This is a genomic window from Pseudomonas campi (genome assembly GCF_013200955.2).
Classification (GTDB): domain Bacteria; phylum Pseudomonadota; class Gammaproteobacteria; order Pseudomonadales; family Pseudomonadaceae; genus Aquipseudomonas; species Aquipseudomonas campi.
Genome location: NZ_CP053697.2, coordinates 805,260 through 826,492 on the forward strand (window position 1 = coordinate 805,260; position 21,233 = coordinate 826,492).

Below are 21,233 nucleotides of genomic sequence, written 5' to 3' on the forward strand. Positions count from 1 at the left end.
ATAACGCTCTGCTTATCCACCGTGACGGCGGCACGGAGCGAACCAGGGCGTGGCGCTTACTGGCCGCTCTTCACCTTGCTCCACACACGGGTGCGGATACGCTCGGTCTTCTTCGGCAGGGGCTGCAGGGTGAACAGGCGCGCCATGGTCTCTGCCGCCGGATAGACGACCGGGTTGTTGCGAGCCGCCGCACCCACCAGCGGCGTGGCGTCGAGTGCCGTTGGGGTAGTTGAGGTGGTCGGTAATCGGCGCGACGACTTGCGGGCGCATCAGGTAATCGATGAAGGCCTGGCCCTGGGTCGGGTGGGGCGCATCCTTGAGCAGCACCAGGGTGTCGAACCACACCGGCGCGCCTTCCTTCGGCAAGCTGTAGGCAATGCGCACGCCGTTGCCGGCCTGCTCGGCGTTGGTCTTCGCCTCCAGGGCGGCGCCGGACCAGCTCACGGCCGCGCAGATGTTGCCGTTGGCCAGGTCGCTGATGAACTTGGACGAGTCAAAGTAGCGGATATGCGGGCGCAGCTTGAGCAGCAGCGCCTCGGCCTTGCGGTAGTCGTCCGGGTTGCTGCTGTTGGGCGGCAGGCCCAGGTAATGCAGCGCCACCGGCAGCATCTCCGCGGGGGAGTCGAGCAGGGCCACGCCGCACTGGCTGAGCTTGGCCAGGTTGTCTTCCTTGAACAGCAGGTCCCAGGAATCCACCGTCGCCTGCTCGCCGAGCACGGCGCGCACCTTGTCGATGTTGTAGCCAATGCCGTTGGTGCCCCACAGGTACGGCACGGCATAGCGGTTGCCCGGGTCGTTGCTGGCCAGCTTGGCCAGCAGGGCCGGGTCCATGTGCTTGAGGTGCGGCAGCTTGGCCGGGTCCAGCGGTGCGAGTACGCCGGCCTTGATCAGCGTTGGCAGGCTGTAGTTGCTGGCCACCACCACGTCGTAGCCGCTACCACCGGTGAGCAACTTGCCCTCCAGCACCTCGGCGCTGTCGAAGGTGTCGTACACCGGGGTGATGCCCTGGTCGCGCTTGAAGTCGGCCAGGGTGGTGGGGCCGATGTAGTCGTACCAGTTGTACACATGCACGCTGGGGCCATCGACCGCGGCGCTGGCAGTGGCCAGCCAGAGCGTCAGGCCGGCAGCCAGAGCGGTGTTGAGATACAGGCGATGACGAAGCATGATGCGGCACTCCTGGCCTGCTGCAGGCCCGTTGATTCAGAGGTCCTCAGGCTAGTGCCAGGCCTGCGGCAGACCAATTCCCACCATGGGTTACACGAAAGGGGTAGAGAGTGGACGCCTTGCTCAAGGAACTGCCGGTGCATCAGGGCCTGGCGCGGGTATTCGCCAGCCTGGGGCAGGACAGCTTCTGGCGCAGCCTGGTGGATTGCCTGCGCCTGCTGGTGCCGCTGGACAATGCCTTGGCCGCCCTGATGCAGGCGGGCCGGGTGCCCAGCCTGCTGGCCGACTTCGAGTTCCGCGCGGTGTCCGGCGAGGGCGAGGACCTGGCCCACTACTGCGCCGGTATGTACCTGCTCGACCCCTTCTACCAGGCCGCCTGCGCCGGCATCGCCGATGGCCTGCACAGCCTGGAAAGCGTGGCGCCCGACCAGTTCCAGCAAAGCGAGTACTACTTGAGCTACTTCCGCGCGGTGGTCGGCAGTGGCGAGCTGCAGTTCATGGTCAACCACCAGGGCGCCGTGCTGGGCCTGTCCCTCGGCCGGCAGACGTCCTTCAGCCAGGAAGAGTTCGGTCGCCTACTCTGCGTGCGTGACTGGGTGCTGGCGGCGATGCGTCGCCACTTGCAACTCTGTGCCCTGGAAGTGCCCGCCAGCCAGCCGGCAGCGGGCGACTTCACGGCGATGCTGGAAGGGCTGGGCGCGCGTCTGTCCGAGCGCGAAAGCGAAACGGCGCGGTTGATCCTGCAGGGCTTCTCCGGCAAGGCCATAGCCCAGCGCATGGGCATCTCCCCGGAGACGGTGAAAGTGCACCGGCGCAACCTCTACCACAAGCTCGGCGTCAGCGGCCACGCCGAGCTGTTCGCCCTGCTGCTGCGGCGGGACTGAGAGGCGGCGGGCCAGTCGCCGGCGGCGCGTGACACAACTATGTGGCGGTGTGGTGACGCGGGGTAACTTGCGCTGCTACCTTGCGGGTTGTGCCTTCTAAGGGTGTCGCTATGTGGCCTGTATCTGGGGTTGCGTCAATGTGCCGGTGGCCACTGAATGGGTGGTCAAAGGCCTTTCGAGCAGTCCTCGCGTTTTTCTGCGCCAGCTTGCTGAGTCTGCCGATTGCCCAGGCCGAGGAGGCGCGGCTGTTGCGTTTCGCCCTGTCCGCCGAGAGCCCGCCGACTTCCTATGCGCAGAACGGCGAGGCGCAGGGAATTCTCCGCGACATGTTGCTCGCGCTGTTTGCCACGCTGCCGGAATACCGGCTCGAATTTATCAGCCTGCCCTGGGCGCGTGCGCAACTTGAAGTGACACGCGGGCAGGCGGATGGCTTCTGCACCTTTCCGTCGGAGAATCGCAAGGGCTATGCCCGCTTCGCGGCCAGGCCGGTATACGTGTGGGACTACGGCAATCTGGTCTACAGCCGCGATAACGCCCAAGGCGGCGTGATCGCCAGCGCCAAAAGCTTCGACGATCTGCGCGATCTCCGGCTCATTTCCCAGGAAGGGGTCGATTGGGAAAGCGAAAACGTGCCGGGCTTCATCCAGCGCTACCCGGTGAATACGCCGCCGCAGATGATCCACATGCTGCTGCGCCGTGGCGCCGGAGACTTCCTGATCATGAGTGCCGAGCAGGCGCAGTACTACGCCAATCTATTCGGCTACACGGAGCAGTTGCGCAACGCCAAGGTGGACTTCATTCCCAACAGCCAGGTGCAGTTTCATATCGGCTTGCGCCAGAGCCTGCCGGATGTCGAGCAGATCATGGCCCGCATAGACCAGGCCATGGCCGATCCGGCTTTTCAGGCGCGCCAGGAAGCAATCATTCTGCAGTATCGGGCCGCGGGGATACGTTGATGCCCCTTTGCGGGTACTCGACGAGTCAAGCCTTTAACACCGCCCCGGCCCCGCGCGATCGATCGTAGGGTGCGCCGTGCGCATCGGGGCCACTCGCCGACTTGCTGGCGCGCTACAGATGAGCGCAGCACGCCGGCGCGCTCTGCCAGCGATCATGCAGGCCATCCACATAGGTGATCGGGATACCTGCCAGCGCCTCCTCGCTCACTCCCTCCAGGCAACCGAGGTTGACCCCGATCATCTGCCCGATCGGCGTGTCGTTGCCCACCCCGAAAGCCCGCACGCCACAGTGCTTGCAGAAGAAGTGCTGGTTCTTGCGGGTGTTGAACAGGTACTCGGTCAGCGCCTGTTTGCCGGCCAAAAGGCGGAAACCCTCGGGCCTGGCCACCGCCACCCAGAAGCGCGTACGCCGGCAGATCGAGCAGTTGCAGCGGTAGGAGCTTTGCGTGAGGTCGAGGTCGGCTTCGAACTTGACGGTGCCACAGTGGCAACTGCCGGAGTAGGTCGTGAGCATGGCGGTGTCCTCGGGCGGAGCTTGATAATTGATCCGTGTATTGCCAGTCCCCTGCCGGGCGAATTACCCGGCCAAGTCGCTGCAGTCCATGGGTATCGGGGTGCCGAGCTGTTCGCTGAAGTAGGCCACCTGCTCGTCCCGCCAGGCCTCGGCACGTTCGCGGATGCGGGCATTGTGGACGGCGGGATCTTCATCTGCGGCCCGCACGGGCTGCATGACCGGGATCTGCCATTCGGCCGGTCCGTCCCGATAGCGGTGTTCTCCCACTGCCACAAACTCGGCCAGTTCCTCGTTCCATTGCCAGCTGTGCTGATAGTCCGCCCCCCAAGCGCTCCAGGCGACCAGCTCGCCTTGGGCGCCGTAGCTGAGGAAGCCACCGACAGGCCGTGCGCCGGAGCGCGTCACCTCCATGCTGAAACCCGAGAGCATCCCGCCTTCGATTCGCTCATAGGTCCTGCCGCCGAAGAAGTCGGAGGCCTGCAGAACCTCTCCATTCTTCGCGGCGTTGATCTGACAGGGCGAGCTGTGTTGGTCCTGTCGGTAGAGGATCACGCTAACCCCGTTGCCACTCTCCGGATACTCGCCGAAGTCGTTGGAGGAGGCCCGCCCCATCGCGGTCAGCAACCAGGGGCAGGGGCCGTAGTCCATGCTGAAACGCTGTGCCTGCCGGCAGCGCGGATGGATCGTCCCGCTCAGAACGACGCCATCGACACTGACATGGCGCCAGTTGCCATAGGTGGGGGAGTAGATCAGCGCCAGCACCGACGCGGTCATCAGGGCGAGCGGGGCGGCCAGATGGACATATTTCACTAGTGGGTTGTCCTTAACGTTTAAAAAACCATCGGGTTAGCCGGTCCCGCGAGAGCCAAGCGAGCGAATTGCCCTGTTGTTATCCGCTAAAAGTTATGAGCGCTAGTAACGGTCAAAGTGATTTTTTCATAGTCCTGAGGAGTTTGCTTCTCGCAGTCGCAAGAGATTTGGAAGTTCTCTGCTTCCTGAGGCTGTATTTTCTTGTCTATGTACTCTGATCGTTCCATGACAAATTCGCCGTTTTTGTTGAAGAATTCTGCCTCTATTTTGATTGAGCCAATGGGTTCGTTGCCGGTATTGAGAAGGGAGCCGACAATATCGATTACGCCATTTTGGCTTTGATCTTTGAAGTGTTCTATCTTGATCAGCTTCGTGTAGTCGGTAGCGATATGGGTGTAATTGGTATCTGCATCTCTATTGCTATGCAAAATTCCTTCTGAAGTTCTAATGAGTTGGCTGCCCAAGGTCATTCCGAAACCTATTGGAATTATCAGTCCGATACCGAGCCAAAAGCCTTTGCTGATGAGTGTGGGTTTATTATCGGTCACAAGTTTTTCCTTTTTTGTGCATGACGTTTAGCTTGAGTGGGTCGCGGAACACGGTCCCGAGTGAGCGAGGCGAACGACGTGAATCGTGTGTTAGGCTTTTGCTTGGTGAGACTTCCAGTGAGTCATTTCTTCTTCTATGAAGTGATTTACCAGATCGGTGTAGAGTTTTTCGACTGCGTCAGGGTTCAGGCCTTCAATTGCAGCCCATTCTCGACGCTTGGCTAGCATAGCTATGAAGCGTTCAGGGGCACGCACGGAGGTTTCCGATGTCTTGAATTTTGCTGCCGCCAGCACGTACTGGAAGCGGATTCCCAGAATTTTAATTACAGCCCTGTCAAGACGATCTATTTCGTCGCGAATGTTCTCCATTCCAGTGCATTCGTTGGGGGCCAAACGGTTTACTACTTCCATGTATATACCTCTGGTTCAGGTTGAAGAGGGCCTAGCATTTCATCTGATGTTGCCTTGAGCTGGTCCCGCGTCAGCCGGGCGAGCCAGTAGCATCCTGCGTTAACAGGTTTCCAGTCGCTTATCGAGCAGTTCATAACCGGACCTCGGCGCATAGCCTAGGCGGTGATAGAACTCACGTGCGGAATCGTTGTTGCGTGAAAGTTGCAGGGCGATGTTTGTGCAGCCGCGTCGCACGCACTCCGTTTCAGCGTTTTGCAGAAGTTTTCCGCCAATGCCCTTGCCCCGCTGTGAGGAATGTACGAACAGTTCGTCGATTTCTGCAGTAAGGCCTAAATGCTCAAGGCTGAACACATGAACGGCGAGCAGATAACCTACGGCCAGACCATCGACAAAGGCAATCCAGCCAGCGCCAAGCTCCGGGTTGGTGAACAAGCGAGTTAACTGTGCGGCGGCGCGCTCTTGTTCAAAATCGGCAATACCCTCGAAGCGCCAATACGTGGCCACGAGGGGAAGCAGTGTGGGTACATCATTCGCTGTTGCTTGTTGTATATGAGTCATGGTCTAGCTCGGGCTGTGAGCGTTTGGCAAGGGCTGTTGGCCGATCCCCGTGAGCGAAGTAAACGGTTTTCCCCAGTCGTTGACTTACGGGAACACATTACGCATTTCGCGGATGAGTAATGCCTTGGCGCCCTTTCCCATGAGTGCGCCATGCGCAGCAATAATCGCGTCAAAGTCGAGGGCTAAAAGGGCCTCGAAATCTTTCTTCAGTGTTGTGCCCTTTGGGGTGACGCGCTTCAACCAAGGTCCGCCAATGTTCATGCCTGTTTTGAAGCCGAGTAACCTGAAAACCAGTTTGGTAAACCACGAAAAATAGCTCCAGTCAGTATGGTATTGAATACTGTCCGTGGTTATTAATAGCCTGTGCTCTTTAATGAGAAGCGCGGCCTCTGGGTAAGTGGCAGATTCAAAAATGAAAAACTCGGAGTTTTCCACGGGGCCCGGAGTGGTGGAGTCGATGTCTCGTGTGGGGCAGGGTGTTTTGTATGTTTCCTGACCGGGTTGAGCCCAGAACTCGCAGGCATATCTGTCTAGGTAAAACGCATCGTCCAGGCCATGGAAGTCGCCCAGCCTAATTATTTTGCTGACCTTTCCAAGCGCGTCTAAGGCAGCGAGGCCTTCGTCGCTCATGCGCACGGGATTGATTAATGTAATGTCAGCGCCGCTTTGTAGAATGACCATGTTTCGGTTCATTCTCATGCCGGGCCCCATCTTGATGCTGCCATGCAGCAGATACACGCCAGGGTATAGATTCTGTATTTGCGCGTGGGGGCAGGCGGGCGGGTACATTACTCTTCCTTAAGTCAGCGAACGTTTGGTTAAGGGGTCGGCTTTAGCTGGTTCCGAGTGAGCGCCGCGAACGACTTGATCCATTTGATAGGGCTGCTCTACGGTACTTTTTTATAGAGCTTTGGGTCTTCTAAACATTGCTTCAAAAGTAATTGCTGACCACTGTAGACCTTTAATATCTCAAATTTTTCTTTATCCGTTTCTACGTTTAGACAGACGCAGGAGAAACCGTAGTGGCCATGTCGGCGCACAAATTCTTTGTCGTCAATTTCTGGCAAGTTGTCTATTGTTTCGTCGCTGGCAAATTTCCCGCCTTGGGTAGAAATGGTCCAATCAGAGTCGGCGTCAATTAACCATAGATTTGCAGGCGAGGGGTTATCCAGCCAGCCGCAGCGCTTTTCAGCGGAGATGGCGCTAAGCGGTACTGCTATAAGAGATATTAGGAGTAGTTGACGCAACTGTGTCTTCCCTAACTATAAATAGGCGGTGGCGAAGGCCGGAGACTTTGCGCCATTCGTTCCGCGTAACGTTCCTTGTCTTGCCTGCGTCGCTCTTTCGCCAGTGAAGCTGTCGTGGGAAGTACGGCAGTCCGGAGCAACGCGGCATGGCCGACAGCCAGGAGATCGTAAACAGGCTCTAAGAGCCTGTCACCCATCAGCGGCCCTCGCGCCCTAGTGGGAGCAACCTTTAACTGTTTCGATCAGGCCTGGCTACCCGCTGGCCGAGGCTGCGGCGGCACGGGTTGTTGCTCCACTCGCTCAAGTTGCGGGTCCAGGCAGGCCCACTCGGGCGCGCTGGATGCCCAGATGTTCAGCGTTGGCCGAATGGACGATGGCTCATCCAGATTGCCGGCCCGGACAATGCGGAACTCGGGTCGAGCCGCGGACTTGGCGAACAGGTGCGTGCCGCACGCCGGGCAGAACTGCCGGGTGGCCTGGTTACCGCTGTCTGCGGTCTTGCTGTACTCGGCGAGCGCTCCGCGAATGCTGAGCCCGTCAGCGGCAACCAGCAGGTTCACCGTGCCGTTGGCGGCCAGATGCTGGCAGTCGCGACACCAGCACACGCGGGTGGCCAGCGGTTCGCTGCTGAGGGTGAAACTGACTGCGCCGCACAGGCAGCGTCCGGTTCGTTCGGTCATGTACGAGGTCCTTTCGTGAGTGGTGTTGGTTTAACGATCAAATTGTGCGGAGGTTTTTTGCAGGTTTCGAGCGAGCTGAAGTTGAAAAATAAATCCGTTCCCTTTTTCCAATTGCTTGTTGGTTCATCATTCCATTAGCCTGAACCAGTCTCGGACAGTAAGCTTCAATCTCACAATTTCATCTTCAGCCAGAGGGCTACAGTGCGCTATTGGCCCCCGTAAAAGATTGAGGCTGTTCATGACGCGGTTGAACCCTTTCTGACTATTGAAAAGGTCACCAAATTTCTCCCAGTTTTTTCGCACAATCTCACCGAGCTCGCCAAACGTGGTGTAATCCAATTCATTTTCTGATCTTTGAGTGAAAGCTGAATCAATTTCTCTCTGAATGTTGTCCTTTACATTCTTACGAGTCTGATCAGGTATATCTGCTTTTTCCCACCAGTCTTCACCCGGTTCTGATAGTAGCTTTTCATTAATCATTTTTCTGATAGAAACTTCCAGGCAGTAAAATAACTCGTAATGAACCGCCATTTCTCGGGCTTCCACACGAATTAAATGTTGAAACTGTGGGTAGTATTCATCGTCTTTTTCTTCTGATAGATGGACGTTCCTACCTAAATCTATTTTGAGGTCGCGCTCAACATAGTCGAGGGATCTTTCTGCCATCTGGTTCGAAATTGCGAATAACTTTATCTTGTCTTCCATCATGATTTCTTCAGCAGGTTCTCTCGCAGGCTTTTGAAGATGGCATTGAAAACAGCCACATCATCGGTTTTAGGAAGTACTAAGTTTATTGTATAGGAAAGACTCAGGCCAAATTCATCTGCAACACCAAGAGAACCGTTCGTTTTTGGTCGCTCATGAGATTCTATTTCTTTATCTTCTGGTGGTTTCTCATGGACAATATCAGATGTGGAAACCTTGAAGTCTGCGAAACCCTTTAATGCTTCAAACGTACCAATGACTGCTTGTACCGTTTTATTTCCTTTTTCTGATCCTGTCATTTCGACAATCAACCCCTCAAGATCAGATTTACTAAGGCTGTGTGCGTATTCATTTCGAGAATATATGTCGGAGTATCCCTTCCGAATTGCTTCTGCCATGGCAGCTTTGGAAATTGCTTTATTGGTGTTCCTGAACTGCTTATATAAGTCAGTAGGGCTGCCGTCACTTGCAAGAAATCCAATTTTTTTCGCTAACGGTATAAATGCTTTAGCGCTACCTCCGCTAAACCCAAGCTCAGTAGCCAGATAGTCCTGTGTAAATCTGTCAGGTGTCGCCGCGAGCTTTATCTTCTCCAGTACCTTGCTTACCAATCCAGTGGCGTTCATATAAGGAGGGTACGATTTTGCCATTACAGTTTCCTCTTTTTTAAGGCGGGCTTCTAGAATTAACGTTTGGCTAAGTGGCCGCGGAACGCGGCCTCAGTGAGCGAGGCGAACATCTTGAACCAATTGTTATGCACTTTCACAACTGCCATAGTACGCAGAGAGGCCTGCAATTATATCGTTGATATTGGAGGTTAGATTATCCATGCATGAAACTTGCCCAAGTGGGAAGGCCAGAGTGAAGCGGAGTTTTAGGCATCGCTCTGGCTGATTTTGTCATGTGATTGATATGAATTTCGAAGAGCCAAAAGTTTCGGCTAAATCTGAATCTAAAGGTTTATCCCAGGACATATTATTTGCCAGTGCGCCAGTTATTTTTGATATTGCATCTAATTTATTCTTGATGCTTCTATTTCTATCAATATCGGGTGCCCGGTCTAGGGTGATCTTTAATCTTGCACCGTAGTTATCGATAGCCTTAGGGTTGTTCAGGGGCTCTGCAGAGAAATCAATTATAACTCTGCATATTTGACTGTCATCTAGGTCGTGCAAGCTAAATTCTTTGACTTGTCCTGCGCCCCTGCCAGAATAAAACAACTTCAAGATGTATCTCCTTTGTGATGATAGTGGTGCATAATTATAAACAGGCAGCACAGATGGCCTAATGTTTTGCGCCACTTTTTTCGCATAACCGTCCTTGTCATACCTGAGTCGTTATTTCGCCATGAGGCTGTTGCGAAAAACTCCACAGCTCTGAGTCGGAAACACCACAGGTGCAGCAAGAACGGAGTGCGGCTATTCACCCGCGCTTTCGCCCCGACGCTACTGTTTCAGCGACCGTCTGTCCATCGTGCGGGGGTTAGCCCTGCGTTGCGCGCAGCGTCTGTTGTTGCGGCAGTCTGCGTCTTTCATGAACAAAGCCCCTCTCCCCAGCCCTCGGCTTTGGCTTCCTGCGTCGCTCTACCTCCTGCATCCATGCAGTCGTCTCCCGTGACGGGAGAGGGGGCAAAAGCGCGCCGTGCTGGCGTCTAGCGGTTTCCGCCCGGAATAGCTGCGAGGGTCGTAGTGACTTACTCCGCCTGCGCCTGCCCCAACTGCTGCTGACAAAACTCGATAAACAGCTGCGCCGACTTGGTCGGTTGGGCGCGTTTGAGCCAGGCGGCGACCAGGCCGGAGCCGCTGACGGGTTCGATGATGTCTACCGTCACCACTTTCTTGCCGTCGTAGGTGCATTCCGAGTGGGGGCGGGTGACCAGCAGGGAGAAGCCGAAGCCCTGGCCGACCATGCCGCGCACCATTTCGATGGAGGGCGAGCTGAAGACGATATTGGGCGTCAGGCCCAGCTCTTCGAACAGGCTGACGAAGTAGGTGCGGCTCGGTTGCACGTCGAGCAGGATCATCGGTTCCAGTGCCAGGTCGCGCAGCGAGACCTGGGTCTGGGCGGCGAAGCGGTGGTCTGCCGGGAGCAGGGCGTAGGGTTTTTGCGGGGCCATCAGCGGTTCGCAGGCGATGGTCGCGTCGAGGTCGTGGTCGTAGAGGATGGCCAGGTCGAAACGCCCGGCGGTTAGGCCTTGCACCAGCTCCTGCTGTTCGCCGTCGCGCAGGCGGATTTCCACGCCGGGGTACTGGGCGTTGAAACCGGCGATCAGCCGCGGCAGGTAGAGCGGGGCGACGGTTTCGAAGCAGCCGATGTCGATCTGCCCGGCGACCACGTCGTTGTCGGCCAGGGCGTTCTGTTCGAACTCGCGGGCCATGCGCAGCAGCTCCAGGGCCTTCTTGTAGAAGCGCGAGCCGCCGGGAGTGAGCGACACGCCCTGGGCGTGGTGGCGGATGAACAGTTGCAGGCCGAAGCTGTCTTCCAGGCCCTTGATCGCGGTGGAGATCGACGGCTGGGCGATGTACAGCTTGCGCGAGGCTTCGGCCACGCTGCCGCATTCCACGGTGGTCACGAAATACTTGAGCTGGCGCAGGGTGTAGGTGGCCATGGGGTCTCCGCTGTGGTCGGTCGGGCCGTCTTGGCGAGTGATGGGGCGCGCCTGGTGGCCGTAGGAGCGAGCTCTGCTCGCGAAGCTGTTGTGGTGAATGGTTCGCGAGCAGAGCTCGCTCCTACAGATTCAGGCATTGCGTCACGGCCCTCAACATACTCCAGCGTGGCCTGGGGCGGGCTTGGCGGCTGAGCAGTTTTTTCATGGGCTGCGAACATATATTTACTAATTTCCGAGTTTTCGCCCCTGGGACACCATCAGCCTCGACAACCACCCAGGCCGCCATGTGCGGTCGGTATGAGGATCGAGGCGATGTTGCAACTCAGCGATTGGCAGCAGCGGGCTGCCGCCCAGGGCTTTATCACCGGTGCATGGATTGATGGCCAGGTGCGCGGCGCGCAGTCCGGCGCCACCTTTGCCTCGATCAACCCGGCCACCAACCAGTTGCTGGATCGGGTTGCCGCCTGCGATGCGGCGGATGTCGATGCCGCCGTGCGCAGTGCCCGCCGCGCCTTCGACCAGGGCCCCTGGGCGCGCATGGCGCCGCGTGAGCGCAAGCAGGTGCTGCTGCGTTTGGCCGAGCTGATCATGGCCAACCGCGAGGAGCTGGCCCTGCTCGATTCGCTGAACATGGGCAAGCCGGTGATGGATGCCTACAACGTCGACGTGCCGGGCGCTGCCCAGGTCTTTGCCTGGTACGCCGAGAGCCTGGACAAGCTCTACGACCAGGTCGCCCCCACCGCCAGCGATGCCCTGGCCACCATCACCCGCGAACCGCTGGGGGTGATTGGCGCCGTGGTGCCGTGGAACTTCCCCCTCGACCTGGCCGCCTGGAAGCTGGCTCCGGCCCTGGCTGCCGGTAACAGCGTGGTGCTCAAGCCGGCCGAGCAATCACCGTTCTCCGCCCTGCGCCTGGCCCAGCTGGCGCTGGAAGCCGGCCTGCCGGCAGGCGTGCTGAACGTGGTGCCGGGCATGGGCGAGACCGCCGGCAAGGCCCTCGGCCTGCATATGGATGTGGACTGCCTGGCCTTCACCGGCTCCACCGAAGTGGGCAAGTACTTCATGGCCTACGCCGCTCAATCAAACTTGAAGCAAGTTTGGCTGGAGTGCGGCGGCAAGAGCCCCAACCTGGTGTTCGCCGACTGCGGCGATCTCGACCTGGCCGCGGAGAAGGCCGCCTTCGGCATCTTCTTCAACCAGGGCGAAGTCTGCTCGGCCAACTCGCGCCTGCTGGTCGAGCGTTCGATCCATGACGAGTTCGTCGAACGCCTGATCGCCAAGGCCGCCCAGTGGCAGCCGGGTGATCCGCTCGACCCGGCCAGCCGCATGGGCGCCATCGTCGAGACGCGCCAGGCCGAACGCATCATGGCCTTTATCGATCAGGCCCAGGGCGAGCGTGCGCGGCTGGTCTGCGGCGGCCAACGGCTGAGCTTCAATGGCTCGGACAACTTCATCCAGCCGACCATCTTCACCGGCGTCAGCGCGAGCATGCGCCTGGCCCGTGACGAGGTGTTCGGCCCGGTGCTGGCGGTGACTGCCTTCGACAGCGAAGAGGAGGCCGTGCGCCTGGCCAACGACAGCCAGTACGGCCTGGCCGCCTCGCTGTGGACCGACGACCTGCACCGCGCCCATCGGCTGGCCCGCCGCCTGCGTGCCGGTACGGTATCGGTGAACACCGTGGATGCCCTCGACGTGTGCACCCCGTTCGGCGGCTGCAAGCAGTCCGGCTTTGGCCGCGACCTGTCGCTGCATGCCTTCGACAAGTACAGCCATTTGAAGACGACCTGGTTCCAGCTGCGCTCCTAAGCATCCCGGCGGCGCCTGCCTGGCCCATGCCCGCGCGGCAGGCCGGCAGGCATTGCCCAGGTGCTCCCGGAGCGCGGCATGTCCGCGCGAGTCGCTACGCAAGTTCCACCTCGCACAACAATAAAATCGCAGGAGAACACCCCATGTACGATCCCGATATCACCCTCTCGCCCCCACGGGCCGCGGGCGTCGAGGCCAAAGGCAAGTTCAGCAAGAGTCTGGGGCTCGGCGCCCTGTTGTCGGTCTCCATTGGCCTGGTGGTGTCCCAGGGCGTGATGGTGCTGATGCTGCAAGGCGCCGGCATCGCCGGCGTGGGCTTCCTCATCCCGTTGTTCATCGCCTTTCTGCTGGCGCTGAGCTACATCTTCTCCTTCGCCGAACTGTCGCTGATGATCCCCCGCGCCGGCAGCCTGAGCAGCTACACCGAGGTGGCCCTGGGGCATTTCCCGGCCATCGTCTCGACCTTCTCCGGCTACGTGGTGGTGGCGATGTTCGCCCTCTCGGCCGAACTGCTGCTGCTCGACCTGATCATCAACCAGGTCTATCCCGGCGTGTTCCCGCACATGAGCATCGCCTTCGGCGTGCTGGTACTGTTCACCCTGCTCAACCTGCTCGGCATCGATATCTTCGCCCGCCTGCAGACCGCCCTGGCCACGATCATGGTGATCGTGCTGCTGGCCCTCGGCCTCGCGGCAGTCAGCGGCAGCGGTAGCGAACCGGCGCTGAGCAGCAGCCTGCCGCAGGACTGGAACCCGATGGGTGCTGGCGTACTGACCCTGGTGGCGCTGGCCATCTGGGGCTTTGTCGGCGCCGAGTTCGTCTGCCCGCTGGTGGAAGAGTCGCGGCGCCCGGAGCGCAACATTCCCTGGGCGATGATCATTGGCGTCACGGTGATTTTCGTCACCATCGCCCTGTATGCCATCGGCGCGCTGTACTACGTGCCGCAGGACAAACTGGCCAGCGATGCGCTGCCGCACTTCCTGTATGCCACCGCGCTGTTCGGTGAAACCGGCAAGCATGTGCTGGTGATCGCCGCACTTACCGCCACCTGCAGCACCCTCAACACCTCGCTGGCGGCCATCCCGCGCATGCTCTACGGCATGGCGCAGAACGGCCAGGCGTTCCCGCAGTTCAAGCTGCTCAGCCGGGGCTTCAACACCCCTTGGGTGGCCGTGCTGTTCGTCGCCGCCATCACCGGTATTCCGGTGCTGTTCATGGGCGATAACCCCGGCGCGGTCAATCTGCTGCTGATCGCCGCGGCCATCGCCTGGCTGCTGGCCTACATCGTCTGCCACCTGGACGTGATCGCCCTGCGCCGCCGCTATCCGCACCTGGCGCGCCCGTTCAAGACGCCGTTCTTCCCGCTGCCACAGCTGCTCGGCATCGTCGGCATGCTGGTGTCGATCTACTACGCCTCGCCGACTCCTGAGATGGCCGCGTCCATCTTCACCAGCGCCGGTGTGGTGCTGGGCCTGGTGTCGCTGATCGCCGTCGTGTGGATCAAACTGGTAATGCGTAAACCGCTGTTCACCCCGGTGCCGCTGGACGAGGTTCTGGCGCGCAAATGAGTCATCCGCCGGGGTGTTGCGCCCCGGCCATTCAACAACATGTAAACAGGCGAGGCCGCTGTCATGACACTCCCCCAGAACCCCACCCGCACCACCCGTGATTACCAGGCGCTGGATGCGGCTCACCACATCCACGCCTTCGTCGACCAGAAGGCGCTGAACGCCGAAGGGCCGCGCGTGATGGTGCGCGGCGAGGGCCTGCACCTGTGGGATAACGAAGGCAAACGCTACCTCGACGGCATGTCCGGCCTGTGGTGCACCAACCTCGGCTACGGCCGCAAGGACCTGGCCGCCGCCGCCACCCGTCAGCTGGAGCGGCTGCCGTACTACAACATGTTCTTCCACACCACTCACCCGGCGGTGGTGGAGCTGTCCGAGCTGCTGTTCAGCCTGCTGCCCAGCCACTACAGCCACGCCATCTACACCAACTCCGGTTCCGAGGCCAACGAGGTGCTGATCCGCACCGTGCGCCGCTACTGGCAGATTCTCGGCAAGCCGCAGAAGAAGGTGATGATCGGCCGCTGGAACGGCTACCACGGCTCCACCCTGGGCAGCACTGCGCTCGGCGGCATGGGCTTCATGCACGAGATGGGCGGCATGCTGCCGGACTTCGCCCATATCGGTGAGCCGTACTGGTACGTCCAGGGCGGCGAACTGACGGAAGAGGAATTCGGCCTCAAGGCGGCCCGCGAGCTGGAGGCGAAGATCCTCGAGCTGGGCGCCGACAAGGTTGCCGCCTTCGTCGCCGAACCCTTCCAGGGCGCCGGCGGCATGATCTTCCCGCCGGCCAGCTACTGGGCGGAAGTCCAGCGCATCTGCCGTCAGTACGATGTGCTGTTGTGCGCCGACGAGGTGATCGGTGGTTTCGGCCGTACCGGTGAGTGGTTCGCCCACCAGCACTTCGGTTTTGAGCCGGACACCCTGACCATCGCCAAGGGCCTGACCTCGGGTTACATCCCCATGGGCGGCCTGGTGCTGAGCAAGCGCATGGCCGAGGTGCTGGTGGAGCAGGGCGGCGTGTTCGCCCACGGCCTGACCTACTCCGGGCACCCGGTGGCGGCGGCCGTGGCCATCGCCAACATCAAGGCGTTGCGTGACGAAGGCGTGGTCAACCAGGTCAAGAACGACAGCGGCCCGTACCTGCAGCAGTGCCTGCGCCAGGTGTTCGAGGGCCACCCGCTGGTTGGCGAAATCCAGGGTACCGGCCTGGTCGCCGCCTTGCAGCTGTGCGAGGACAAACCCAGCCGCAAGCGTTTCGCCAACGAGACCGACATCACCTGGCGTTGCCGCACCATCGGCTTCGAGGAAGGCCTGATCATCCGCGCCACTGGCGGGCGCATGATCATGGCGCCGGCCCTGGTGGCCACGCGCGGCGACATCGACGAGCTGGTCAGCAAGACCAAGCTGGCGCTGGACCGCACCGCCCAGGAGTTCGGTCGCCTGTAACGGCAACTGCAAGCAAGCTGGCCGCAACCCTTGGCGCCCCACCGGCGGCGCCAAGGGTTTTTTATTGGGCGTTGTCCCGGTCGCGTAGGGTGCGCCGCGCGCACCAAGGGCAGCTGTAACACATAACGTGATCTCCTCTCCTTATGGGCAATTGGCCAGCGTGCCGCTTGTCGATTTCGTTTCCTCTGGTTCGACCAATAGGTAGGCTTTGGTGGGCTACCCTTGCCTGCCTCTGGCCGAACGAGACGTACCATGGACCTGGATTCCAAGCAGCTGGAACTGCACCTTGAGCGCCTGTACCGCGAGGAGTCGCGGCGGGTGCTGGCGACCCTGATTCGCCTGCTCGGCGACTTCGACCTGGCCGAGGAGGCGCTGCACGAAGCCTTCCGCGCCGCCCTGGAACAGTGGCCCAGCCAGGGTGTGCCGGCCAACCCGCGCGCCTGGCTGGTCTCGGCCGGGCGCTTCAAGGCCATCGACCAGCTGCGCCGCCAGGCGCGCTTCCAGGCCCTGGAGGACAGCCCCGAACCGCTCGCCGAGGGCGAGGTCTGGGATGGCGAGCATCTGGAAGACGACCGCCTGCGCCTGGTGTTCACCTGTTGCCACCCGGCCCTGGCCTTCGAGGCCCAGGTGGCGCTGACCCTGCGCGAAGTCTGCGACCTCACCACCGAGGAAATCGCCCGCGCCTTCCTTGCCACGCCCAGCACCATCGCCCAGCGCATCGTGCGGGCGAAGAACAAGATCCGCGACGCGCGCATCCCCTACGAAGTGCCGGGGCGCAACGAGTTGGCCGAGCGCCTGCAGGCGGTGCTGCAGGTGGTCTACCTGGTGTTCAACGAAGGTTACTTCGCCAGCTCCGGCGCCGAGCTGACCCGCCAGCACCTGTCTGCCGAGGCCATCCGCCTCGGCCGCCTGCTGCTGGAGTTGCTGCCCGAGGCGGAAGTGCAGGGCCTGCTGGCGCTGATGCTGCTGCACGAATCGCGGCGCGCTGCGCGCACCTCGGCGGCCGGCGAGCCGATTTTGCTGGAGGAGCAGGACCGCAGCCTGTGGGACAAGGTGCTGATCGCCGAGGGCGAGGCGCTGGTGCTGGCCGCGCTACAGTCGCGACGCTTCGGTCCCTACAGCCTGCAGGCGGCCATCGCTGCGGTGCACGCCGAGGCGGCGAGCATGGACGCGACCGACTGGGTGCAGATCGTCGGCCTGTACGACGTGTTGCTGCGCGCCACGCCTTCGCCGGTGATCGAACTCAACCGCGCGGTGGCCCTGGCCATGCGCGATGGCCCGGCAGCCGGCCTGCAGCTGATCGAGGCGCTGCTGGCGCGCGGCGAGCTGGCCGACTACCACCTGGCGCATGCCGCCTGCGCCGATCTGAACCGGCGCCTGGGCCATTGGGCTGCCGCCCGCGCCGCCTATCAGCGCGCCCTGCAGCTGAGCCAGCAGGGCGCTGACCGGCAGTTTCTTGAACGGCGGTTGGCCGAGTTGCCGACGATGTAGGAGCCAGCTTGCTGGCGATCGCTCTGTGCGGGCTGCTGATCGCCAGCAAGCTGGCTCCTACATAAAACAGGGCAGCGGTCGTGGGCCGCTGAAAAATATTTTCGGGCCTGTCGATTCCGCGTTGCGCCAGGCGACTAGTGGATAACCGCAGCGAAAAACGCTGCCAGGGAGGAAGCCAATGAAATACCTGTGCCTGATCTACAGCGACGAAAAACTGCTGCACAGCCTGCCGGAGAGCCCGCGCGATGCGGAGTGCCTGGACTATGCGCAAACCGTCCAGCAGAGCGGCCGCATGCTCGCCGCCGAGCCGCTGGAACCGGTCGCCACCGCCACCACGGTGCGCATGCGCGGCGGCAAGCTGAGCATCACCGACGGGCCGTTCGCCGAAACCAAGGAGCAGCTGGCCGGCTTCTACCTGATCGAGGCGCGCGACCTCAACGAGGCGTTGCAGATTGCTGGCGGCATTCCCGCGGCGCGGGTCGGCAGCGTCGAAGTGCGGCCGGTGCGTCAGCTGCAACTCGAGGGCTGAGGCCGTGTGCCCGTTCTGTCTGGCCGCCCTGGTCGTGGGTGGCGCCAGTGTCGCTGGAGCCAGTGGCCTGGGCTTGTGGCTGGGCTGCCGCCAAGCGGCCACCAGGAGGAATAACGATGAAACCTGAATACCCGAAAATCGCCAGCCGTGAACAATGGCTGGCCGTGCGCCTGGCCCTGCTGGAGCAGGAAAAGGCTTTGACCCATCAGCGCGATGCGCTCAATGCCGCGCGCCGGCAGCTGCCGATGGTGGAGGTCACGGCGGACTACCGCTTCAATGGCCCGGATGGCGAGGTGCCGTTGCATGAGTTGTTCGCCGGCCAGCGCCAGCTGATCGTCTATCACTTCATGTATCACCGCGACAAAGGCGAGGGCTGCCCCGGCTGCTCCTTCCTGGTCGACAACATCGGCCATCAGGCCCATCTGCAGGCTCGCGACACCCGCCTGGTACTGGTCTCGCGGGCGCCACTGACCGAGCTGGAGACCTTCAAGCGGCGCATGGGCTGGACGTTGCCCTGGTACTCGTCGTTCGGCAGCCGCTTCAACTACGACTTCCACGTGACCATCGACGCGGCCGAGGCGCCGGTCGAGTACAACTACCGCGACCAGGCCGAGCTGCAGCGTCTGGGGCAGCTGGATGACGTCAAGGGCGAGCTGCCCGGCGCCAGCGTGTTCCTGCGCGACGGTGAGCGGGTGTTCCATTGCTACTCCACCTATGGCCGCGGCCTGGACATGCTGATGAACACCTACCACTACCTCGACCTCACCCCGTTCGGCCGTGGCGAGGGCTGGGACGGCATGCCCGACCTGGACGGCAAGGGGCTGTTCTGGAACCAGCACCACGACCGCTATGGCGAGGCCCCGGTTGCCACGCATGACTGCTGCGCCTGAGCGCACAAGGAGAAGAGCATGAGCACCACGACAGAACTGCGCGGCCTGATCGACACCTGGGTGGCGGCCAACCTGGCGAAGAACCTGGACGCCATCATCGAACACTACGCTGAGGATGTGCTGGCCTTCGATGCCATCCTCCAGTTGCAATTCAAGGGCCGCGCCGCCTACCGGGCGCACTGGCAGATGTGCCTTGAGATGTGCGCCGGGCCAACCACCTTCGATGTGCGCGAGCTGGAGCAGGAAGCCAGCGGCGAGCTGGGTTTCGGCCACTTCCTCGCCCATTGCGCCGGCACCGACGCCGAAGGCAAGAGTCAGGGCTGCTGGTTGCGCGTCAGCCAGGGTTACCGCAAGCAGGGCGGGCGCTGGCTGATCGCCCACGAACACTTCTCGGTGCCGTTCGACCCCGAGAGTGGCCAGGCGCTGTTCGGCCTGGAGCCTTGAGGGGGCAGCAAGCATCTAGAGTGCGCCGTGCGCCGTGCGCACTCGCAAGTAGCCCGGATGCAATCCGGGGAAAGGGGCGTGTCGGGCTCCCCGGATTGCATCCGGGCTACGGACTGCTTGTCTCCCCTCTCCCACTTGTGGGAGACGACTGCAGGGATGCAGGAGGTAGGGTGACGCAGGACGCCAAAACCGAGGGGCTGGGGGAGAGGGAACGATCAACGTAGCCCGGATGTAATCCGGGGAATTGGTACGTGCCGGGTCCCGGATTGCATCCGGGCTACACGCCACTCAGGACTCAACAACTACACAAGGAGAAACCCATGACACTTCTTATTTTCGCGGTACTGATCCTCGCCGGCCTGGCGGTATTCATCGCCTCGCGCCCGGCCGAATTTCGCATCGAGCGTTCGGCGCTGATCCAGGCCGCGCCGGAAGCCGTATTTGCCTGGGTCAATGACTTCCACCGCTGGCACCAGTGGTCACCCTGGGCCAAGCGCGACCCGGCCATGCAGGTCAGCTACGAGGGGCCGGCGAGCGGGGTAGGGGCGATCTATCGCTGGCTCGGCAACCGTGAAGTGGGCGAGGGCAGCTGCCGCATCAGTGCCAGCCAGCCCGGCGCGCTGGTGCGCATGGACCTGCAGTTCATCAAGCCATTCCAGGCCGACAATACCGCCGAGTTCCACCTGCAGACCGAGGCCGGTGGCACGCGGGTGAGCTGGAGCATGAGCGGCAGCAACGGCTTCGTCGGCAAGGCCATGGGCCTGCTGTTCAACATGGACAAGATGGTCGGCAAGGACTTCGACCAGGGCCTGGCCAGCCTCAAGGCATTGGCCGAGGGCGAAAAAACCTGACGCTGGCGCCAAGCTTGCCGAGCAGCTGCGGCGACTCCTGCTCTACAATCGGCCTTTTGCTGCCTGCCAAGGAGCTGCCGTGGAATCGGTAATCTCGGTCGAAAACCTGAGCAAGACCTATGCGTCCGGCCATCCGGCGCTGAAACAGATCAATCTGCAAATCGAAAAGGGCGAGATCTTCGCCCTGCTCGGCCCCAACGGCGCCGGCAAGACCACCCTGATCAGCATCATCTGCGGCATCGTCAATCCGGGCGCAGGCCAGGTGCGGGTGGCCGGCTATGACATCAAGGCCGACTACCGCGCGGCCCGCTCGCAGATCGGCCTGGTGCCGCAGGAGCTGGTCAACGACGTGTTCGAAACCGTCTGGGCGACGGTCAAGTTCAGCCGCGGCCTGTTTGGCAAGAAGCCCAATCCGGCCTATCTGGAACAGCTGCTGCGCGACCTGTCGTTGTGGGACAAGCGCGACGCGAAGATCTTCGAACTGTCCGGGGGCATGAAGCGCCGGGTGATGATTGCCAAGGCGCTGTCCCACGAACCGTCGATCCTGTTCCTCGACGAGCCCACCGCCGGGGTCGATGTGGAGCTGCGCCGTGACATGTGGAACATGGTGCGCCAGCTGCGCGAGCGCGGGGTGACCATCATCCTCACCACCCACTACATCGAGGAGGCCGAGGAAATGGCCGACCGCATCGGGGTGATCCGCAAGGGCGAGATCATTCTGGTGGAGGACAAGCACGTGCTGATGCACAAGCTCGGCAAGAAGCAGCTGACCCTGCAGCTCAAGCACCCGCTGGCGAGCATCCCCGCCGAGCTGGACAGCTACGGCCTGGAACTGGCCGACGCCGGCCACGCCCTGGTGTTCACCTTCGACGCCCAGCGCGAGCACACCGGCATCGCCGAGCTGCTCAAGGACCTGGCCCAGCACGGCATCGACTTCAAGGACCTGCAGTCCAGCGAGAGTTCGCTGGAAGATATCTTCGTTAATCTGGTTTCCGGCCGTTGAAAAGCGTAGCGAGCGAAGGTCAGGCAAGGCGAAATCAGGCGAGGCCGCGGAGTGTACAAACCGTACATGAGCAGGCCGAGCCGGATTTCAACGCAGCCTGGACGAGCGCAGTAGCTTTGC

At 61.2% G+C, this 21,233-nt stretch carries 23 protein-coding genes and 1 pseudogene; 11 read left to right on the forward strand and 13 right to left on the reverse strand.

Translation table 11 applies throughout. From position 1 onward, the window contains the following. Positions 1–56: 56 nt before the first annotated feature. Positions 57–1,164: pseudogene (locus HNE05_RS03640) on the reverse strand (polyamine ABC transporter substrate-binding protein). 110 nt (positions 1,165–1,274) lie between these two features. On the opposite strand from HNE05_RS03640, the gene HNE05_RS03645 reads away from it, so the two are divergent. Beyond that, a complete protein-coding gene (locus tag HNE05_RS03645; protein ID WP_173203446.1) occupies positions 1,275–2,048 on the forward strand; it encodes a helix-turn-helix transcriptional regulator in 774 nt (257 codons plus the stop codon). Positions 2,049–2,158: 110 nt separating this feature from the next. Then, positions 2,159–3,004 carry a substrate-binding periplasmic protein gene (locus HNE05_RS03650; RefSeq protein WP_180889172.1) on the forward strand — a complete coding sequence of 282 codons (846 nt, stop codon included), beginning with the start codon at positions 2,159–2,161 and terminating at the stop codon, positions 3,002–3,004. 112 nt (positions 3,005–3,116) lie between these two features. Here HNE05_RS03650 and HNE05_RS03655 read toward each other — a convergent pair whose 3' ends face one another. From HNE05_RS03655 to HNE05_RS03710, 12 genes are all read right to left on the reverse strand, one after another. Then, positions 3,117–3,518, reverse strand: coding sequence for a GFA family protein (locus HNE05_RS03655; RefSeq protein WP_173203449.1), 402 nt, complete (start codon positions 3,516–3,518; stop codon positions 3,117–3,119). Between the two features lie 63 nt (positions 3,519–3,581). Beyond that, positions 3,582–4,328 carry a hypothetical protein gene (locus HNE05_RS03660; RefSeq protein WP_173203451.1) on the reverse strand — a complete coding sequence of 249 codons (747 nt, stop codon included), beginning with the start codon at positions 4,326–4,328 and terminating at the stop codon, positions 3,582–3,584. Between the two features lie 86 nt (positions 4,329–4,414). Next, positions 4,415–4,876 (reverse strand): FxLYD domain-containing protein, encoded by a 462-nt coding sequence (locus HNE05_RS03665; protein WP_173203453.1) that lies wholly within the window; start codon positions 4,874–4,876, stop codon positions 4,415–4,417. A gap of 90 nt (positions 4,877–4,966) precedes the next feature. Beyond that, complete coding sequence (locus HNE05_RS03670) at positions 4,967–5,287, reverse strand: isochorismate lyase (RefSeq protein ID WP_173203455.1); 321 nt, start codon at positions 5,285–5,287, stop codon at positions 4,967–4,969. A 99-nt stretch (positions 5,288–5,386) separates the two neighbouring features. Next, positions 5,387–5,845, reverse strand: a complete 459-nt coding sequence (locus tag HNE05_RS03675) for a GNAT family N-acetyltransferase (RefSeq protein WP_173203457.1) — start codon at positions 5,843–5,845, stop codon at positions 5,387–5,389. 84 nt (positions 5,846–5,929) lie between these two features. Further along, positions 5,930–6,634 carry a hypothetical protein gene (locus tag HNE05_RS03680; protein ID WP_173203458.1) on the reverse strand — a complete coding sequence of 235 codons (705 nt, stop codon included), beginning with the start codon at positions 6,632–6,634 and terminating at the stop codon, positions 5,930–5,932. A 98-nt stretch (positions 6,635–6,732) separates the two neighbouring features. Next, on the reverse strand, positions 6,733–7,092 hold the full coding sequence (locus HNE05_RS03685) for a DUF4087 domain-containing protein (RefSeq protein ID WP_173203461.1): 360 nt from the start codon (positions 7,090–7,092) through the stop codon (positions 6,733–6,735). A 242-nt stretch (positions 7,093–7,334) separates the two neighbouring features. Next, a complete protein-coding gene (locus tag HNE05_RS03690) occupies positions 7,335–7,772 on the reverse strand; it encodes a GFA family protein (RefSeq protein ID WP_173203463.1) in 438 nt (145 codons plus the stop codon). Between the two features lie 126 nt (positions 7,773–7,898). After that, the gene (locus HNE05_RS03695) at positions 7,899–8,480 is read right to left on the reverse strand and encodes a Swt1 family HEPN domain-containing protein (RefSeq protein ID WP_240008810.1); all 582 of its coding nucleotides are present in this window, start codon (positions 8,478–8,480) and stop codon (positions 7,899–7,901) included. Then, positions 8,477–9,127 (reverse strand): DUF5343 domain-containing protein, encoded by a 651-nt coding sequence (locus HNE05_RS03700; RefSeq protein ID WP_173203465.1) that lies wholly within the window; start codon positions 9,125–9,127, stop codon positions 8,477–8,479. Before HNE05_RS03700 ends, HNE05_RS03695 begins: the two co-directional genes overlap by 4 nt. Before the next feature lie 249 nt (positions 9,128–9,376). Then, positions 9,377–9,703, reverse strand: a complete 327-nt coding sequence (locus HNE05_RS03705) for a hypothetical protein (RefSeq protein ID WP_173203467.1) — start codon at positions 9,701–9,703, stop codon at positions 9,377–9,379. Between the two features lie 467 nt (positions 9,704–10,170). Then, positions 10,171–11,085 carry a LysR family transcriptional regulator gene (locus HNE05_RS03710; RefSeq protein ID WP_173203469.1) on the reverse strand — a complete coding sequence of 305 codons (915 nt, stop codon included), beginning with the start codon at positions 11,083–11,085 and terminating at the stop codon, positions 10,171–10,173. A 312-nt stretch (positions 11,086–11,397) separates the two neighbouring features. Between HNE05_RS03710 and HNE05_RS03715 the strand changes: the two genes are divergently transcribed. The 9 genes from HNE05_RS03715 (at position 11,398) to HNE05_RS03755 (ending at position 21,113) form a co-directional block, all read left to right on the forward strand. Further along, positions 11,398–12,891 (forward strand): aldehyde dehydrogenase, encoded by a 1,494-nt coding sequence (locus HNE05_RS03715; RefSeq protein WP_173203471.1) that lies wholly within the window; start codon positions 11,398–11,400, stop codon positions 12,889–12,891. Positions 12,892–13,034: 143 nt separating this feature from the next. Further along, positions 13,035–14,459, forward strand: a complete 1,425-nt coding sequence (locus HNE05_RS03720; protein WP_173203473.1) for an APC family permease — start codon at positions 13,035–13,037, stop codon at positions 14,457–14,459. A gap of 63 nt (positions 14,460–14,522) precedes the next feature. Continuing rightward, complete coding sequence (locus tag HNE05_RS03725; RefSeq protein ID WP_173203476.1) at positions 14,523–15,905, forward strand: aspartate aminotransferase family protein; 1,383 nt, start codon at positions 14,523–14,525, stop codon at positions 15,903–15,905. A 252-nt stretch (positions 15,906–16,157) separates the two neighbouring features. Continuing rightward, on the forward strand, positions 16,158–17,396 hold the full coding sequence (locus HNE05_RS03730) for an RNA polymerase sigma factor (protein WP_173203478.1): 1,239 nt from the start codon (positions 16,158–16,160) through the stop codon (positions 17,394–17,396). Between the two features lie 178 nt (positions 17,397–17,574). Next, the gene (locus HNE05_RS03735) at positions 17,575–17,925 is read left to right on the forward strand and encodes a YciI family protein (RefSeq protein ID WP_173203480.1); all 351 of its coding nucleotides are present in this window, start codon (positions 17,575–17,577) and stop codon (positions 17,923–17,925) included. Positions 17,926–18,041: 116 nt separating this feature from the next. Beyond that, the gene (locus HNE05_RS03740; RefSeq protein ID WP_173203482.1) at positions 18,042–18,815 is read left to right on the forward strand and encodes a DUF899 domain-containing protein; all 774 of its coding nucleotides are present in this window, start codon (positions 18,042–18,044) and stop codon (positions 18,813–18,815) included. Between the two features lie 18 nt (positions 18,816–18,833). After that, positions 18,834–19,259 carry a YybH family protein gene (locus HNE05_RS03745; protein ID WP_173203484.1) on the forward strand — a complete coding sequence of 142 codons (426 nt, stop codon included), beginning with the start codon at positions 18,834–18,836 and terminating at the stop codon, positions 19,257–19,259. A gap of 320 nt (positions 19,260–19,579) precedes the next feature. Continuing rightward, the gene (locus HNE05_RS03750; protein WP_173203486.1) at positions 19,580–20,110 is read left to right on the forward strand and encodes an SRPBCC family protein; all 531 of its coding nucleotides are present in this window, start codon (positions 19,580–19,582) and stop codon (positions 20,108–20,110) included. 79 nt (positions 20,111–20,189) lie between these two features. Beyond that, positions 20,190–21,113, forward strand: coding sequence for an ABC transporter ATP-binding protein (locus HNE05_RS03755; protein ID WP_173203488.1), 924 nt, complete (start codon positions 20,190–20,192; stop codon positions 21,111–21,113). The last annotated feature ends 120 nt before the right edge of the window (positions 21,114–21,233 follow it).